We start from the raw sequence: 17,232 nt of genomic DNA, 5'->3' as shown, positions 1-17,232 counted from the left end.
TGCCGTACCTGCTGCCCGGGGTCGGTGGCGGCGCCGCGCGGTGGTGAGATGGGGCTCAGGCCCCGGACGCGGCGTCGTCGCCCTTGGAACCCTCCGGCTGCTCACCCTGGGACTCGGCGAGGTCCTTCTCGTGCTGCGTGACCAGCTCGAGCATCTCCCGCAGCTGCTCGGTGGGCAGCGTGGTGACCGGGGCGATCGCGTTGATGCAGATGGCGGCGGCGTCCGAGTCCAGGACGAAGTCGAGGATCTGGCGGGTGGGGGCGGAGCGCACCGTGAGCTGCGGGTCCAGGGCGGCCACCTCGGCGGCGGAGGTGAACACCAGCAGGGTGTCCGGGGCCGCACCCTCCTGCGAGGGCTGCACCATGACCGGCACCGCGTTCTCCCCCTGCTCGCGCGTGCCGAGCAGCAGGTGCCCGCCGGGGTTGAAGAGGGCACCCAGGACGCCGGACATGTTGTTGTCCAGCAGCGCCTGCTTCAGCGCCTCGTTGTGCGGGGAGCGCGCCACCCACTCGATCTGCTGGCGCGGGATCCGCAGGGCGTGCTCGGAGGCCGGGTCCACCACCACCTCGTCGTACTGCCGGTCCTTGGCAACCATCTCCAGGGTGGCGCTCGCGCGCTGGCGCAGCAGCACGGGCTCCGCGAGCTCCTCGTTGCGGTTGCTGCGGGAGAACATCTCTCGGGCCTGCTCCGCGGAGGTGTAGACGGCCAGGGCGCGCGTGCCGTCCGCCTGGGACACGGTCTGCACGCGGATGTGGGACTCCGGGCCCACTGGCTGGCCGTCCTCCCCCGGCACCAGGTCCGAACCGGAGACGTCCAGCAGCACGGTTCCCACCAGTGCCTCGCGCAGGGCCCGGGCCATGGCCCGCTCCCCCGGCTCCCGGGTGTAGGCCTCTGCCGCGGCTCGCAGCCGGGGGTGGATGTCCCCGCCGGAGGCGTCCTCGGCGGAGTCAGCGAACGGCAGCTCGACACCGGCCTGCTCGGCCAGCTCCACGGCCCACTCCGGCGTCCGCTCACGGGTGCGGGGGAACGCCTCCAGCTGGGCGAGGACGTCCTGCGCCGTGTACGGGCCCTCCTGCGCGTAGACGTGCGGCAGGTCGTGGAAGTGGTAGGAGGCCGTGGTGCTCAGCTCCGGTTCTGGCCAGCCCTTCGCGGTGATCGTCACGGACGCCGAGAACCAGCTGCCGCGGCCCGGCACGTAGCAGCTGCGCTGCAGCTCCGTGAGGGTCTCCAGCACCGCGCTGTCCTGCTTGATCGGACCCGCCGCACCGGGGGTCGCCACCCCGCCGCGGTCCTCAATCACGCGCAGGTGCACGCGCCCGCCCTGGGGCTTGAACTCCACGAGCATGGCGTCCCACCCCGGTTCGCTGCGCAGGACGGACATCACCCACTCGCCCACCCGGGCGACGAGTTCGCGTTCGCCCGTGGTGGGGGCTCCGAATGCGGGCTGCGGCTCAGAGGTCATTCGTGTCAGTGTCCCTTCGACCCGCTCGCGCCGGGTCAGGTCGTCCGAGGGTGCGGGGAGTCCCGGGAGGTCCCGGGCCGCGCGCCCAGCCTAGCGAACGGGGCTGCGGGGCGCGGGGGAACGACGACGTCGTCCCGGGTCCCGCCCGGCACGTGTCCCGCCCGTGCCCCGGCACGTCCCGGCGCGGTCGCCGCCCCGGCGTCGTCGTCACCTCGGCGCGGTCGTCATTCCAGCGCGGTGGCGGTCCGGACGCAGTGGCCGCGGTGGTGCTAGTGACGCGGAGGGCGCCCCGGCGCAGAGGTTCCTGCGAAGCGCCCCTGACCCGCCACGACGGCGCTGTGGGAGTCCGAGGCAGTTGTTAGCCTGGACCCATGACAAAAACCTTGCAGGAGCTGATCGACGCGTCGATCTTCATTTCCACCGAGTACCAGGCAGTGCTGGCCGAGCTGTCCCAGGGTGCGGATTGGGACGTGGACTTCTCCGCGCCGTCGTTCACCTTGCAGACCACGCCTCCCGTCACGCTGACCCCGTACCTGCTGGGCACGGAGTCCGCGGCCCGCGGGTCCTTCGTGTGGTCGTGGCGCGAGCTGGGCCACTTCAACCCCCGCGTGGTCTCCGCGGCGGTGCAGGCCGAACAGGCCGGTGAGCGCCACGAGGTGGGCGAGCTGACCACGGACGAGCTCCCGCTGCAGGAGGGTCTCGCGCGCCGGCTCACGCTGGCCGCCAAGGCCGTCACCGGCCTCTACGCCCACTACCCCGCGCGCGCCGGCGGCAACATCACCGCGTGGCTGCTGCTGGACGGCCCGGAGTTCGAGCTCCCCCGCCTCACCGAGCAGCGCATGATGCAGGTCATCGGCGAGTCCCTCACCACGGACACCGCCGTGGACCACAACCTCGCCGTGGCCAGCTACGCCAAGCTGCGCGGCGCCCACGTGGAGTGGGACACGGACGCCACGTGCGTGGTCACCGTGCACGACGGCGCCCAGCGCTTCTGGTTCGACGACCACCAGATCACGGGCGTGGAGCCCGCCGAGCCCTCCGTGGGCGAGGACGAGCTGCGCGAGCTCGAGCGCCAGGCCGCCACCCACCGTGAGGCCCTGCTCGAGGACCGCCGTGCCGCCGAGCGCCGCGCCGAGCAGCTGGGTCAGGAGCAGCGCGAGGCCGACGCCGAGCGCAAGCGCCGGGAGCGCGAGGAGGCCGCCGCCGCGGCGTCGACCCCCGCACCCTCTGCCGTAGCCGGGCAGGACGCCGAGGAGCAGCCGCTGCCCAGCGAGCTCGCCCCCGAGGAGATCGAGGCGCCCGAGCCCGAGCAGCCCGCCGACGACGTCGCCGTGCCCGCCAGCCAGCTGCACGAGGCGGACCAGCCCTTCGACCAGGAGCCCACCCACGAGCCGGCCGCGCCGGGCCGCGTGGAGACCCGGGTGCTGCCCGGTCCCCAGGGCGAGCACGCCACGGCCGGTCCGGCCGCGTCCCCGCACCCGGACACCACCGCCATGTCCCGGATCCCGGACCCGGACTTCGCCGCCGGCCAGCCCGCCAGCCAGGATCCGGAGCGCGTCGAGTCGCAGCGCACCGAGTCGCAGGGTGTCGAGGCAGAGCGCCTCGAGTCGGAGCGCTTCGGAACTGCCCGCGACGAGGACCGCGTGGAGCGCGAGGTCGTGGTCGAGGAGGAGACCGTGGTCCGCGAGGACGCCCGTGCTCCCGAGCGGGACCGCACTCGCGCCGCCGGAGAGCGTCTCGGCCGTGGCGAGCGTGGCGTCCGCGAGGACCGCTTCGCCCGTGAGGAGCGCGAGGAGGTCGTGGAGCGCGAGACCGTGGCTGGTCCGGGCGCACCGGACGACGACCTCTCCGCCCCGGCCGTCGTGGACGGCGAAGAGGTCGAGACCAACGAGCAGGCCGAGCGCAAGGGCAAGAAGAAGCGCGGCTTCCTCAGCCGCTTCTTCGACCTGTGACCGGCGCCTGAACAGACGCATCACCGGAGCACCCGTCCCCCGTGGGGGCGGGTGCTCCGTCGTTGGTGGCGCCGCAGCCGCCGTGCACGCGTGACCCCTCGTGAACACCGCGGTGGGCGCCCCCAGATAGGATCGGTCGGTGACTTCCACCCTCAGCCCCGGCCCGGAGCCCGACCACCAGCGCAGAACCCGGGCCGGTGTGGGCTACGGGTTCGGGGCCTACGCGATCTGGGGGCTGCTGCCCCTGTACTTCGTGGTGCTCGCCCCCGCCACCCCGTACGAGATCGTGGCCCTGCGGGTGCTGTTCTCCCTGGCGTTCTGTCTTCTGCTGCTCGCCGTGACGCGCGGGCTGCGGCAGTTCGTGCGGGTCTTCCGGGACGGGCAGGCCGTGGCCGCGCTGTCCCTGGCGGGGGTGCTGATCGCGGGCAACTGGCTGCTGTACACGGTGGCCACCACCACGGGCCACACCCTCGAGGCGTCCCTGGGATACTTCATCAACCCCATCGTCGCGATCCTGCTGGGCGTGCTCGTCCTGCACGAGAAGCTGCGGGCGCTGCAGTGGGCGGCCATCGTGGTGGGTGTCCTGGCGGTGCTCGTGATGGCCGTGTTCTACGGCGCCGTCCCGTGGCTGTCCCTGGGGCTCGCGTTCTCCTTCGGCTTCTACGGGCTCGTGAAGTCCCGCCTCGGATCCCGCTACCCCGCACTGGTGACCCTGACGGCGGAGACCGCCACCATCACGCCGCTCGCCCTGGTGGCCGTCGCGCTGCTGGGCGCCAACGGCCAGATCACGCTGACCTCCGAGGGCCCCGGCCACTTCCTGCTGCTGCTCTCCGCGGGCGTCATCACCGCCGTGCCCCTGCTGCTCTTCGGTGCGGCGGCGTCCCGGCTGCCCCTGAGCACCGTGGGGATGATCCAGTACGTGGCCCCCATCGGCCAGTTCATCCTGGCGGTCGCCCTGTTCCACGAGGAGATGCCCCCGGAGCGCTGGGCCGGATTCGGTCTCGTGTGGGTGGCCGTGGTGCTTCTTCTGCTCGACGCCGTGCGCGCACCCCGTGCCCCGCGGCTGCCCAGGCGGCCGACCCCTGAGCCCGGGCAAACATCTGAGGTGTAGCAATGCGGCTCTTCACGAACGAGGGTGTAGTCGGTTGAGCGCGTCGGTGGCCGGGTAGGGGTCGAGGTCTCCCGGATGATGGAAGTTCTTCACGCTCACCATCGCCGAAAGACCTCGACGTGCTCCACCCTACGTTCGCGACCCCTGACCTGACCACGTTCTGCCGCCTCGATGAGCTCGGGCTCGTCGCCGTCGGCCAGTTGATCGAGCCGGATCGGGCGACGATCGAGTGCCGGCCAGTAGAGACGGACCCGTGGTGCCGGAGGTGCGGGTCGGAGGGCGTGCCGCGGGACACGGTCACGCGTCGACTGGCGCACGAGCCGTTCGGGCACCGGCCGACGACCCTGCTGGTGCGGGTGCGCCGGTACCGGTGCGGACACTGCCGGCGCACGTGGCGGCAGGACATGACGCGGGCAGCGGCGCCGCGTGCGAAGATCTCCCGCGGCGGCGTGGAGTGGGCGCTGCGGGGCATCGTCATCGACCACCTCACCGTCACCCGCGTCGCCGCAGGTCTCGGGGTGTCCTGGAGTGCCGCGAACGCCGCCGTCCTCGCGGAAGGCAAGCGGCGCCTGATCGACGACCCCGCCCGGTTCGACGGGGTCACCACGATCGGTGTCGACGAGCACGTCTGGCGACACACGAGGCTGGGCGACAAGTACGTCACCGTGATCATCGACCTCACGCCCGCGAGGAACAAGACCGGGCCGGCGAGGCTGCTGGACATGGTCGAGGGACGCTCGAAGGCGGTGTTCAAGCAGTGGCTCGCGGCGCGGCCGACCGAGTGGAGCAAGCAGATCGAAGTCGTCGCGATGGACGGGTTCGCAGGCTTCAAGACCGCCGCCGCCGAAGAACTCCCCGACGCCGTCCCGGTCATGGACCCGTTCCACGTGGTCCGCCTCGCCGGCGACGCGTTGGACCAGTGCCGCAGGCGCGTCCAGCAAGACCTGTTCGGGCGCCGCGGGATGAAGAACGACCCGCTCTACAAGGCCCGCCGCACCCTGCACACCGGCGCGGACCTGCTCACCGACCGGCAGCGCGTTCGACTGGACGCGGTGTTCGCGAGTGAGGAGCACGTCGAGGTCGAAGCGACTTGGGGCATCTACCAGCGCATCGTCGCCGCCTACCGGGAGTCCGACAAGAAGAAGGCCAAGGCGATGATGCAGGAGGTGATCGCTGCGATCAGCAGCGGCGTTCCCGCGGCGCTCGTCGAGGTCCGCAAGCTCGGCCGGACCATGAAGCAGCGGGCGGGCGACATCCTCGCGTTCTTCGACCGCCCCGGCACCAGCAACGGCCCGACCGAGGCCATCAACGGGCGACTCGAACACCTCCGCGGCTCCGCCCTCGGCTTCCGCAACCTCACCCACTACATCGCTCGGTCGCTGCTCGAAGCCGGAGGGTTCAGACCCGCGCTACACCCTCGTTCGTGAAGAGCCGCCAACCCGAAGGAGTACGACATGAGCACCCTCGAAGGCATGACCCCCGGCACCTGGACCCTGGACCCGGCTCACACGGAGGTGGGCTTCTCCGTCCGCCACGCGGGCATCTCCAAGGTCCGCGGCGTCTTCAGCGACGTTTCCGGCGAGCTGAACGTCACCGATGACTCCGCCAACAACACCGGCCTCGTCACCATCCAGACCAACTCCGTGGACACCAAGAACGAGGGCCGTGACAACCACGTGCGCAGCGCCGAGTTCTTCGACGTCGAGAACTACCCGCAGATGACCTACAAGATCACGGGCGTGGAGCTCAACGGCGACGAGGGCACCGTCAAGGGCCAGCTGACCCTGCGCGACGTGACCAAGGACGTGGACCTGGCCGTCGAGTTCAACGGCGTGGCCGTGGACCCGTTCGGCGCTACCCGCGCCGGTTTCAGCGCCTCCACCTCGATCTCCCGCAAGGAGTTCAACGTGACCTGGAACGCCGCCCTCGAGACCGGCGGGGTCATGGTCTCGGACAAGGTGAACATCACCCTGGACGTGGAGTTCACCGCTCCCGAGTCCAGCTCCAACTGAGCTCGGCTGCAACTGAGCCAGAGCTGGACGCAGTGAGCCACTGACTCCGGACAGCACTGAACGCGCCCCTCAGGACACAGTCCTGAGGGGCGCGTTCTGTGCGCACGCTGCCCGCTCTCGGGGCTGCCGTCAGCGCAGGGACTGCACCACGAAGTAGACGACCGGCACCAGGATGAGCCCGATCAGCGCAATGCGGCGCACCCGCACCTCCATGCGCGCGGGGTTGACGTGATGACGGGTCGGGTGGCGATCCGCCTCGGTGTTGAGGTCACTCGCTGTCTGATCGGCGACGTGGCGCGAGTCGCCCTCCTGCGGCGGGTTGGACGGGATGTTCACGGGCACTCCTGACGGGCCTGGCGGGCGGGATGGCTGACCGGGGCCGGGGTCATCGCCAGCGGGTGGTCATGATCAGGCCGGTGAGCATGAACCCGAGCCCGATCACGAGGTTCCAGACGCCGATCCCGGGAATGGGGATCAGGCCCTGGAAGAGGTAGTAGGAGATGATCCACAGCAGGGCCACGATCATCAGCCCCACCATGATGACCTTGTACCACGTGGGCGTGGGCTGGTAGTCGACAGCGCGGCGCTCGCGCTCCTCGGCCTTGGCCGCCTTCTCCTCGCGGCGCTTCGCGGCCAGTTCGCGCTTGCGGCGGGCCTTGAGCTCGGCCGGCGTCTCCTCGGCAGTCTCCGTACTCTTGGCGGCCGCGCCCGTGGCCCTCTCGCTCCTCGAGCCCTCAGCGGCAGCGGACGCCGCGGCGTCCGTCCGCGCCGTCGCACCGACCCTGCTCGCGCCCTTGCGGGGGTTGTTCCCGGCGCGCTTCTTGCGGCCCGCGGACTTTGCGCCCCCGGCGGACGCGGCATCGCCCTCGGCTCCGGTGGCTGCGTCCGCATCGGTGCCTGCCGTGGCGGTGCCCGTGCTCTTGCCCGCCGCCTTCTCCGAAGTGCCGTGCGCGCGGGCAGCGGGGGCGTCGTCGTCGACCAGCTCGTGGTCCGTGACCGCGTCCTTGGCGGAGACGGACGTGGAGCCGGCATTGCGCGCCGCGTGCCGTTCGAAGGAGGCCGCCGCGCTGTTACGGGGGAGGATCTCGGCGGCGAGGGCCGCGAGCTCGCGGTCCCGATCGGTCAGGACGAACTGCTGGGCGTCGTCGTCATCCTTGCGGGAGCGGCGGAAGCGCTTCTGGGACTGGGCCAATGCTGTTCATTCCTCCTGATGGGTGGGCTCCCGGTGAGGGGCCGGCCGGGGCGGAGCGCGGGTGGGCCGCTGCGGCCCGAGGCACCTCATCCGCCCGGCGCGGTGCGGGGCCCGGTGTGAGATCGGCGTTCAGTCTATCGGCCGCCTCGGGCGTAGACTTGCGCACGTTCTGTCAATTGGTGAACGCGCAGGAGTTCTTGAGTGTCCGTGAAGATTCTCGTGGTGGACAACTACGACAGCTTTGTCTACACCCTGGTGGGCTATCTCCAGCAGCTGGGCGCCCAGACCACCGTGGTCCGCAACGACGACCTCGACGTCTCCGCCGCCACCGCCTTGGCCGGTGAGCACCAGGGCGTGCTGCTCTCTCCGGGCCCCGGTGCCCCGGCGGACGCCGGCGTGTGCTCGGACCTGATCCGCTGGGCCGAGGTGAACCAGAAGCCCTTGCTCGGGGTGTGCCTGGGCCACCAGGCCCTCGGCGAGGTCTACGGCGCCCGCGTGGGTCACGCCCAGCAGCTGATGCACGGCAAGACCTCCCGCCTGGTCCACAACGAGGACAGCGTGTTCCCCGGCGTGCCCTCCCCGTTCACCGCCACCCGGTACCACTCCCTGGCCGTGGAAGCGGACACCGTCCCGGACTGCCTGGAGGTCACCGCCACCACCGACGACGGCCGCGCGGTCATGGGACTCAAGCACCGCAGCGCACCGCTGCACGGGGTCCAGTTCCACCCCGAGTCCGTCCTCACCGAGGGTGGTTACCTCATGCTCGGCAACTGGCTCGAAAGCGTGGGCCAGCACGGTGCGGCGGCCGCGGCGGCGGGGCTCTCCCCGCTCATGACCGCCTGAGCGGACTCCTTCGCCCCTCGCGGCACACCACGACGACGCCGCGCGCGAACCTTGCGGAGGCGGCGGACCGCCGCCGTTCGGAGATCCCAGACGCGCCGACCTGCGAGCCCCTCGAACCGTGAACGCACCACCAACGACGAACGCCCCGGACACCATCGAGTGTCCGGGGCGTTCGCTCATCCGCTCAGCCGTTGCCACGGCCCCCGCGTGACGCCGTGGGCCGTGGTGTGGCGTGGCTCTGGGTGTGTTGGGCCGTGGGCGCCGTCGTCTCCTCCTCAGTGGGCGTGGGCTCCGCGGTCTCCTCCTGCGTGGGGGTGGGGGAGGGCGTGGTTCTGCGCGCCACAGTCAGCGTGATCGTGGAGCCCTGGCTCACGGACGAGCCGGCGGGCGCGGACTGCGCGAGCACCGTGCCGGTCTCGGCGTCCTGCGTCTCCTCGATCTTCACGTCCGAGCCCAGCCGGACGTCCAGCGCGCGCAGCGCCTGCTCCGCCTCCGCGCGGGTCATGCCCACGACGTCCGGGACGGTGACCTTCCCGGAGGAGACCTGCAGCTTCACAGCGCTGCCGTGCGCCACGGAGGTGCCCGGAGTGGGATCGCTGGAGATCACCACGTTCTCCGCCACGGTGGCGCTGTTCACGGTGGTCACCTCGCCCACGCCCAGCCCGGCCTTCTGCAGCGCCTGACGGGCGTAGTCCAGCGACTGGCCCACGAGGTCCCCGGGGACGTCCACGTTCTCGGGCCCGTCCGAGACCACCACGGCCACGCTCGAGCCCTCGTCCACCTCTGTCCCGGCCGTGGGGTCCATGCTGATGACGTGCTTGTCCGGCACGCTGCTGTCGTGCTTGGTGGTGAACACGGGGTTCAGCCCGGCGTCGCGCAGGGTGTTCTCCGCGGTGGTGCTGTCCATCCCCACCACCTGGGGGACGCTTACGCGCGTCACCTGCTCGGCCTGCTGGGACTGCCACCACTGCACCCCCATGACCGTGCCGACGCCCAGCAGGGCGAGCAGCAGCAGGAGGAGGACGGGCAGCAGCCAGGCCCGCCGCTCGCGGGGCGCCGCAGCGGAGGAGTGGGCGGCCCCGGGCCCCGGGTCCGTGGCGTCGTCCGGATCGAGGTCCCCGTGCTGGGCGGGCGTGGGGCCCGAGGGTTCGGTGTCCTCGCTGCGCCCTGCCGCGGTCACCGCCGCGGCGGGTGCACCGGCCCCCACCGCGGGCAGGGTCTTGGTGCTGGAGTCCCCCGCCAGGGCGGTGTCGATGGGCTGGGTGGCCCCGAGGTCCCCGGGCAGCGCCGCACCGAGGTCGCGCAGGGCGCGTCGCATCTCCCCGGCGTCCGCGAAACGGTCCTCGGGGTTCTTCGCGAGCGCGCGCTCCATGAAGCGGTCCACGGCGGGCGGCAGCTGGGGATTCAGTGCCGACGGCGCCGGGGGAGCGTCCCGCACGTGCTGCGCGGCGATCGCCACGGAGGACTCGCCCACGAACGGCGCGCGCCCGGTGAGCATCTCGAACATCACGCACGCGGCGGAGTAGAGGTCGGAGCGGGGATCCACGGCGGCACCGCGGGCCTGCTCCGGGGAGAGGTACTGCGCGGTGCCGAGCACCGCCTGGGACTGCGTGAGCGCGGCCTGCGTGTCCTCCACGGCGCGCGCGATCCCGAAGTCCATGACCTTGACGCCGCCGTCCGGGGTGACCTTCACGTTGGCGGGCTTGATGTCCCGGTGCACGATCCCGGCGCGGTGGCTGAAGGACAGCGCGTCCATGATGCCGAGCATGTACTCGACGGCCTGCTCGGGGGTGACCCCGCCGCCGTGGATGAGCTCCCGCAGGGTCTGGCCGGGGACGTACTCCATCACGATGTAGGGCCGCAGGACGCCGTCCGGGCCCTGGGGTGTGATCTCGCCGGTGTCGTAGATGGCGACGATCGAGTGGTGGTTCAGGGACGCCACCGCGTGGGCCTCGCGCTGGAAGCGCTCGTGGAACGTCTCGTCCGCGGCGAGCTCCGGTCGCAGGATCTTGATCGCCACGCGGCGCCCGAGCCGGACGTCCTGGCCCAGGTGCACGGTGGCCATGCCGCCCCGGCCGATGACCTCGCCCACCTGGTAGCGGTCGTTGATCAGATCAGGAATCGAAGACGCCCCCATGCCCGCTACCCGTCCGTACCGGTGCCCGGACCGCCCGCAGTGGCGGGTACCGCCACGGCGTCGCCGTTCGAGCCCTGCCCGGACGTGTCCTGGCCGGAGGAGTCGTTGCCGGTGCTCGTGCCGGGGTCCTGGGCCTGCGCACCGGAACCGCCCTCGGCGGGGTCCGCCGCGCCGTTCGTGGCCGCACCGCCGTCGTCAACCCCGCCCTGGGTGGCGCCGCCGTTCGCGGGCTGGGTGGGAGCCGCGGGCGCGGCGGTCTCCTCACGCGCGGGCGTGGTGGCCTCGCCGGAGCGTCCGGTGCCGGCACCGGAGTCCTGCGTGGCGCTCGAGGACGGGGTCCAGGCCACGTAGAGCACCACCGTGGAACCGACCTCCACCTTGGAGCCGCCCTCGGGGTCCGAGGAGACCACGGTGTTCTCGGCCTTGCCGGTGCCCTGCTGCAGGCGCTTGTCCACGTTCACGCCGAGCGCGACGATCTCGTCCGAGACGCTCTGGGCGTCCCGGCCCACGATGTTGGCGGGCAGCGTGACGGTGTTGGCGTCCGTGGGGCTCACGGTGGAGGACGTCACGGTTCCCGGCTCGGGGGAGTCCGAGGAGTCCCGGCCGGTGAGGAACCAGACACCCGCCACGGCGAGCACCACGAGCAGGATCAGCAGCGGCAGGAACCAGGCCCAGACGGAGCGCTTGCCCGACTTCTCGGCCTTGCGGGACCCGCCCGCGGAGTGGTCCACGGCGTCGAACTGGGCCGTGGAGGGGTGCGCGCTGTACCTGGGGTCCGGGCGGTCCGCCGCGGCGGCGGACCCCGTGCCGATCGCCGCGGGGGAGGCGGCCGTGCCGTCCATGGCCCGCGTGCGGGGACCCGTGACGGGGGCGATCGCCTCCGTGGGCTGGTCGTCCTGCGTGTACTTCTCCGAGAGCAGCGGCGCCATGCCCGGGACCATGGCCACGGCGGACTTCATGTCCCCGCGGCGCAGCGCGTCCACGGCGTTGGCGAGCTTGCCGGCGTTCTCCGGCCGGTCCTCCGGGTCCTTCGCGAGCATCGACATGATGAGCGCGCGCACCGGCTCCGGCACCGAGTCCGGCAGCGGCGGCGGGTTGTCGTTGACCTGCGCCAGAGCGATCGCGATCTGCGACTCCCCGGTGAAGGGACGACGGCCCGCGAGCAGCTCGTAGCCGATGATCCCGAGGGAGTAGATGTCCGAGGAGCCCGTGGCGGTCTGGCCCGTGGCCTGCTCCGGCGCAAGGTACTGGGCGGTGCCCATGACCTGCCCCGTGGCCGTGAGCGGCACCTGGTCCGCGAGGCGGGCGATGCCGAAGTCCGTGACCTTGACCCGGTTGTCCGGGGTGATGATCAGGTTGCCGGGCTTCACGTCCCGGTGCACGAGACCCTGGGCGTGCGCGGCGGCCAGGGCGCGCGCCGTCTGCCCGATGTAGTTGAGCACCGTGTCCGGGTCCAGCGTCTTCTGCCGGTCGATGATGTTCGACAGCGGCTCACCCGGCACGAGCTCCATGACCAGGAAGGCCGAGCCCTCGTCCTCGCCGTAGTCGAAGACGTTGGCCACGCCGGGGTGGTTGAGCAGTGCGGTGTGCCGGGCCTCCGCGCGGAAGCGCTGCAGGAACGTGGGATCCCCGTTGTACTCGTCCTTGAGGATCTTCACCGCGACGATGCGGCCCAGGACCTGGTCCTTGGCCTTCCACACCTCGCCCATGCCACCGATGGCAATACGTTCCGTGAGCGCGTAGCGACCGCCCAGAATGGTGTTCGACGATGGTCTCACTTGTTCAACACCGCCTCGAAGAGTTGCCGTGCGCTGGGGCTGGTCAGGGCCGAGCCCGTGGTGACGTCCACGTCCTCGACCACCACGGACACCGCCAACTGGGGGTCATCGGCGGGTGCGAATCCAGTGAACCACGAATCGTTCAATCCGTCCTTGCCGATCTCCGCCGTGCCGGTCTTGCCGGCCACCTTGACGCCGTCGACCTTGGCGCCGGAGGCGATGCCGTTGTCCACCACCGAGGTCATCAGGTCCGTGACCGTCTTGGCCGTCTCGGTGTCCGTGGAGCGCCGCAGCTGCTCCGACTTGAACTCGTCGATCACGGAGAGGTCCGAGGAGCGGACGGTCTTGACCAGGCTGGGCTTCATCATCACTCCGCCGTTCGCGATGGCCGCGGAGGTCATGGCGACCTGCAGCGGGGTGGTCCGGACGTCGTACTGCCCGATCGAGGACAGCGCCAGCTGCGACTGGTTCATCTCCTCCGGGAAGACCGACGGGGTCACCTGCAGGGGGATGTCCAGGTCCTGGCCGTAGCCGAAGTTCTGGGCGGTCTGCCGGATCTTGTCCTGGCCCAGGTCCATCGCGATGGAGGCGAAGGGTGTGTTGCAGGACTGCTCCAGGGCGAACTGCAGGTTCACCTGCGTGCGCGCCGCGCACCCGCCCTGCCGGTAGTTCGGCAGGGTCACGGTGGTGTCCGGCAGCGGCAGCTCGCTCGGGTTCTCCAGCGTGGAGTCCGTGGTGTACTTCCCGGACTCCAGGGCCGCGACGGCGTCGATGAGCTTGAACGTGGAGCCGGGGGCGTAGAGGTCCCCGCCGATCGCGCGGTTCACGAGGGGCTTGTCCGGGTCCGCGTTCAGCTCGTCGGACGCGGCCACCACCTTGTCCGTGTTGTGCGAGGACATCGAGTTCGCGTCGTAGCTCTTGCGGGAGACCATGGCCTTGATCTCGCCGGTCTTGGGGTCCACGGCCACGATGGAGCCGTTGTGACCCTCCAGCGCGTCGTAGGCGATCTTCTGCAGGTCCGGGTCGAGGGTCAGCTCCACGGACGCGCCCTTGGGCTGGTCGCCGGAGAACAGGGACATCACGCGGTCGTAGAACTGGTCGTCGGACGCGCCGGAGAGCTCGTCGCCCAGGGCGGACTCCAGGCCCGTGGCCCCGTAGACCAGGGAGAAGTAGCCGGTGAGGTTCGAGTACATGGGGGAGTCGGTGTAGACGCGCTGGTGCTCGAAGTCGTCGTCGGACGGCTGCGAGGTGGCGATCTCCTTGCCGCCCACCAGGATCGAGCCGCGGTCCTGGCCGAACTGCTCGTACAGGGTCCGGTTGTTCCAGGGGTTGGCCTTGAGGGAGCCGGCCGCGAAGAACTGCACGTAGGTCAGCGCGAGCAGCAGCACCACGACGATGGCCGCCACCATGAGCCACATCCTGCGGATCGCCTTGTTCACGGGGTCCCTCCTTCCTGCTGGTCGTCGTCCTGCACCGGGGCATTCTTCTTCTTCGTGCCGGTCCCCGCGTGGGGGCTGCCTGTGGCCTCGCGTTTCGCGTCCCCGCGCCTGCCCTGCGCCGGGGAGCCGGAGCGGTCCGCGAGCCGGGACATGACCTCGGTCGCGGAACCGGCCTCCGCGGCGTCGTCGGTGTCCACGTGCGCTCCCGCGGAGGAGCTCAGCGCGGCCGAGCGCGTGGGCTCGGTGCGCGCCTCGGTCGGCGCGCCGCCCGAGGCGCGGGCGGAGGAGCCGGCGACGTCGCGCTGCTGCTCGCGTGCGCGGCGTCGTCGTTCGATCGAGGCGAGGTCCTCGTCCGTGGCGGGACCCGTGACCACGGGCCGGCGCGCGCTGTGGGAGATCGCGAGCAGGATGGCCACGATGATCCAGTTGGACAGCAGCGACGATCCACCGGCGGACATGAACGGCGTGGTGAGACCGGTCAGCGGCAGCAGCCGCGTGACACCGCCGATCACCACGAGCAGCTGGAGCACCATCAGGGCGGAGAGGCCCGCTGCGAGCAGCTTGCCGAACGCGTCCCGGGTGCCCAGTGCCGCCCGCAGCCCGCGCGTGGCGAAGAGCAGGAACAGCACGAGGATCGCGCCCAGGCCGATCAGCCCGAGCTCCTCCCCGAACGCCGTGATGATCATGTCCGAGTTGGAGTAGGAGACCAGGTCCGGGCGGCCCTGGCCGAGCCCCTTGCCGAAGAGCCCGCCGGAGGCGAGACCGAACAGGCCCTGCACGATCTGCGCGGAGCCACCGGGGGAGCGGTTGTAGACCTCGGGATTGAAGGCGTCGAGCCACGCGTCCAGGCGCAGGCTCACGTGCGAGAAGACCTTGCTGGCGGCGAAGCCGCCCACGGCCATGAGGACCACGCCCAGCACGATCCAGCCGAGACGGCCGGTGGCCAGGTAGATCATGGCCAGGAACAGGCCGAAGAACATGATGGCCGTGCCCATGTCCTTCTGCAGCACGAGCACGCCGATGGCGATCAGCCAGGCCGCGAGCATGGGGGCGATATCCCGGAAGCGGGGCAGGCGCACCGGGCCGATCTTCCGACCGGCCAGCAGGATCAGGTCCCGGTTGGTGGAGAGGTAGCCGGCGAAGAAGATCGCCAGCGTGATCTTGGCGATCTCACCGGGCTGGAACGTGCGTCCGGCCACGGAGATCCACAGCCGGGCGCCGTTGATCTCCACGCCGAGGCCCGGGACCATCGGCAGCAGCAGGAGCAGCGCCGAGAGCAGCAGCATGATGTAGGTGACGTTGCGCAGCCGGCGGTGGTCCTTGAGGAACCAGAGCACCACGCAGCACGCCACCATGGCCACCGCGGTCCACACCACCTGGGTGTTCGCCGCGCTCTGGCCGGTGGAGAGGTCGATGCGGTGGATCATCGCCAGGCCCAGCCCGTTCAGGGCCACGGCGATGGGCAACAGGTAGGGATCCGCGTAGCGCGCGCGGATCCACAGCACCACGTGCACCAGCAGGGCGCCCCCGGCGAGCACGGCGCCGCTGAGGACGATGTGCCGGGGGTCCTCCCGCAGCTGGTCCGGGTCCACCAGGATGTTCGCGCCCACCCCGATGCACAGGGCGAGCAGCAGCAGGAACAGCTCGATGATCCGCCGGGGCCTGGGGCGCGCGGCGGGCTCGGAGCCGGCGGGTGCGGTGCTCGTGGTGGTCGCGGGGGAGCTCACGAGGCGTCACCTCCCGTGGTGGACGAGGAGGCGCGGGGGCTCGGCGAGGTGCTGCCGGAGTCCGACGGCGTGGGGGTCGTGACGGTCACCCGGCCCGTGGGGTGGGGTCCGGGCCCGGTGGAGGTCTTCAGGTCCGCCACGATCTTCTCGGCCTCCTCACGGCTGCCGGCGGGGATCGTGGCGCGCACGCGCTCCCGGGCGTACTGGGAGAGCGAGTCCACGGAGATCTCGGTGGTGGAGTCCAGCTCGCTCAGCGAGATGGGCCCGAGGGACTGCGAGACGCCCTGGAACACGGCCACCTTCCCCTGCTCCTCGCCCACGTAGTACTGCGAGGAGGTCCAGGCGCGGGCGGCCCAGCCGCCCAGCAGCAGGGCGACAGCCAGCACGAGCACACCCGCGACCACCAGGGCACGACGCCGCCCGGAGCCCCGCCCGGGGTCCTCACCCCTGCGGCGCAGCAGGCTGCGCACCTCGGCGGGGTCCGCGGTGACGTCCAGGGTGGACGTGGAGAGCATGGTCGCGCGGCGCTGGATCGCGGAGTCGGAGACCGTGGGGATCCGGCCGGTCTGGGTGGCGTTGGCCGCGGCGCCCACCAGCAGGTGGGGGCGCTCGGCGAGGTCCCCGCGCAGCACGGACGCCGAGGACCGCGCGTCCCCGGGTGCGCCCGGGGCGGTGCCGCGTCCGGGTTCGCGGTAGTCGCGGCCGCCACCGGCCACGGGGGAGTCCATGGGGCCGTCCCAGTCCTCGACGACCTCGCTCTCGCTGCGCAGCTGCTCGTCCGAGGTGCGGGACTCGTCCGGGACGGCTCCCATGGCCTCACCGGTCATGGGGTGGGCCTCCCGGCCGTCCGGGATCTCGCCCACCTGCACGACCACCACGGTGACGTTGTCCGGGGCGCCGCGGTCCAGGGTGAGCTCCACGAGGGAGCTCACGATCTGGTTGAGGTCCCCGGTGGAGCGCATCACGTTCTCGATGGTCTGCGCGTTCACGACGGCGTTGAGCCCGTCCGAGCACAGCAGCCAGCGCTCGCCCACGGCGGGGCGCACGGTGCGCACCTCGAGCTCGGGGGAGGCGTCCACGTCCCCGAGCACCCGCATGAGCACGTTCTTGTGGGGGTGGGTCTCGGCCTCCTCCGGCCGCAGCCGCCCCTCGTCGATGAGCCGCTGCACGAACGTGTGGTCCGTGGTGACCTGCTCGAAGCCCTCCGACTCGGAGAGCCGGTACGCGCGGGAGTCCCCGATGTGCGCCACGGAGATCTCGTCCCCGTCGATCAGCAGCGCGGTGACGGTGGTGCCCATTCCCCCGAGCCGGGGGTTGGACTGCACGAGCTTCGCGAGGTTCTGGTTCGCGTTCTGGATCTCGTCCGCGAGGACCGTGGCGCCGTCGCCGTCGTGGCCCGCGTGGTCCAGGTGCGTGAGGTCGATGACCGCGGACGCGGAGGCCACGTCACCGCCCACGTGTCCGCCCATGCCGTCGGCGACGACGGCCAGGTAGCGCCCCGCGTAGGCGGAGTCGTCGTTCTTGGAGCGGATGCGGCCCACGTCGGAGCGCGCCGCGTAGCGGAAGGCGATGGGCATGG

General features: G+C 71.5%; 12 protein-coding genes and 1 pseudogene. 5 read left to right on the top strand and 8 right to left on the bottom strand.

Annotated elements, in window-relative coordinates; genetic code table 11:
• Window positions 1–55 precede the first annotated feature (55 nt).
• A complete protein-coding gene (locus D8M39_RS05950; protein ID WP_126874626.1) occupies window positions 56–1,462 on the bottom strand; it encodes an SseB family protein in 1,407 nt (468 codons plus the stop codon).
• A 371-nt stretch (window positions 1,463–1,833) separates the two neighbouring features.
• Here D8M39_RS05950 and D8M39_RS05945 point away from each other — a divergent pair, with 371 nt between their 5' ends.
• The 4 genes from D8M39_RS05945 (at window position 1,834) to D8M39_RS05930 (ending at window position 6,537) form a co-directional block, all read left to right on the top strand.
• Window positions 1,834–3,414, top strand: a complete 1,581-nt coding sequence (locus tag D8M39_RS05945) for a DUF6882 domain-containing protein (RefSeq protein ID WP_055083250.1) — start codon at window positions 1,834–1,836, stop codon at window positions 3,412–3,414.
• Between the two features lie 139 nt (window positions 3,415–3,553).
• Window positions 3,554–4,525: an EamA family transporter RarD gene (gene rarD, locus D8M39_RS05940; RefSeq protein WP_055083252.1), complete on the top strand. Its 972-nt coding sequence runs from the start codon at window positions 3,554–3,556 to the stop codon at window positions 4,523–4,525.
• A 119-nt stretch (window positions 4,526–4,644) separates the two neighbouring features.
• On the top strand, window positions 4,645–5,952 hold the full coding sequence (locus D8M39_RS05935) for an ISL3 family transposase (RefSeq protein ID WP_126874625.1): 1,308 nt from the start codon (window positions 4,645–4,647) through the stop codon (window positions 5,950–5,952).
• Between the two features lie 27 nt (window positions 5,953–5,979).
• On the top strand, window positions 5,980–6,537 hold the full coding sequence (locus D8M39_RS05930; protein WP_055082497.1) for a YceI family protein: 558 nt from the start codon (window positions 5,980–5,982) through the stop codon (window positions 6,535–6,537).
• A 129-nt stretch (window positions 6,538–6,666) separates the two neighbouring features.
• On the opposite strand, the gene D8M39_RS05925 is transcribed toward D8M39_RS05930, so the two are convergent.
• Together D8M39_RS05925 and D8M39_RS05920 are read right to left on the bottom strand one after the other, a co-directional pair.
• Window positions 6,667–6,873, bottom strand: coding sequence for a hypothetical protein (locus D8M39_RS05925; protein ID WP_055082496.1), 207 nt, complete (start codon window positions 6,871–6,873; stop codon window positions 6,667–6,669).
• A gap of 49 nt (window positions 6,874–6,922) precedes the next feature.
• Window positions 6,923–7,729, bottom strand: a complete 807-nt coding sequence (locus tag D8M39_RS05920; RefSeq protein ID WP_055082494.1) for a cell division protein CrgA — start codon at window positions 7,727–7,729, stop codon at window positions 6,923–6,925.
• Window positions 7,730–7,930: 201 nt separating this feature from the next.
• Between D8M39_RS05920 and D8M39_RS05915 the strand changes: the two genes are divergently transcribed.
• Complete coding sequence (locus D8M39_RS05915) at window positions 7,931–8,572, top strand: aminodeoxychorismate/anthranilate synthase component II (protein WP_126874624.1); 642 nt, start codon at window positions 7,931–7,933, stop codon at window positions 8,570–8,572.
• Window positions 8,573–8,756: 184 nt separating this feature from the next.
• Here D8M39_RS05915 and pknB read toward each other — a convergent pair whose 3' ends face one another.
• The 5 genes and pseudogenes from pknB to D8M39_RS05890 all read right to left on the bottom strand — a co-directional run bounded on the left by pknB (window position 8,757) and on the right by D8M39_RS05890 (window position 17,230).
• Complete coding sequence (gene pknB / locus D8M39_RS05910; protein ID WP_126874623.1) at window positions 8,757–10,709, bottom strand: Stk1 family PASTA domain-containing Ser/Thr kinase; 1,953 nt, start codon at window positions 10,707–10,709, stop codon at window positions 8,757–8,759.
• A gap of 5 nt (window positions 10,710–10,714) precedes the next feature.
• On the bottom strand, window positions 10,715–12,487 hold the full coding sequence (locus D8M39_RS05905) for a protein kinase (RefSeq protein ID WP_126874622.1): 1,773 nt from the start codon (window positions 12,485–12,487) through the stop codon (window positions 10,715–10,717).
• Window positions 12,484–13,926 carry a penicillin-binding protein 2 gene (locus tag D8M39_RS05900; protein ID WP_094393412.1) on the bottom strand — a complete coding sequence of 481 codons (1,443 nt, stop codon included), beginning with the start codon at window positions 13,924–13,926 and terminating at the stop codon, window positions 12,484–12,486. Before D8M39_RS05900 ends, D8M39_RS05905 begins: the two co-directional genes overlap by 4 nt.
• A gap of 335 nt (window positions 13,927–14,261) precedes the next feature.
• Window positions 14,262–15,653: pseudogene (locus D8M39_RS05895) on the bottom strand (FtsW/RodA/SpoVE family cell cycle protein); the annotation flags it as partial.
• Window positions 15,650–17,230: a PP2C family serine/threonine-protein phosphatase gene (locus tag D8M39_RS05890; RefSeq protein WP_126874620.1), complete on the bottom strand. Its 1,581-nt coding sequence runs from the start codon at window positions 17,228–17,230 to the stop codon at window positions 15,650–15,652. The pseudogene D8M39_RS05895 and the gene D8M39_RS05890, both read right to left, overlap by 4 nt.
• Window positions 17,231–17,232: the final 2 nt, after the last annotated feature.

Origin of the sequence: Kocuria sp. HSID17590 (genome assembly GCF_003989485.1) — a bacterium.
GTDB lineage: Bacteria > Actinomycetota > Actinomycetes > Actinomycetales > Micrococcaceae > Kocuria > Kocuria salsicia.
The sequence above is the reverse complement of the archived record's forward strand: the minus strand, read 5'-3'. Positions and strand labels throughout refer to the sequence as shown.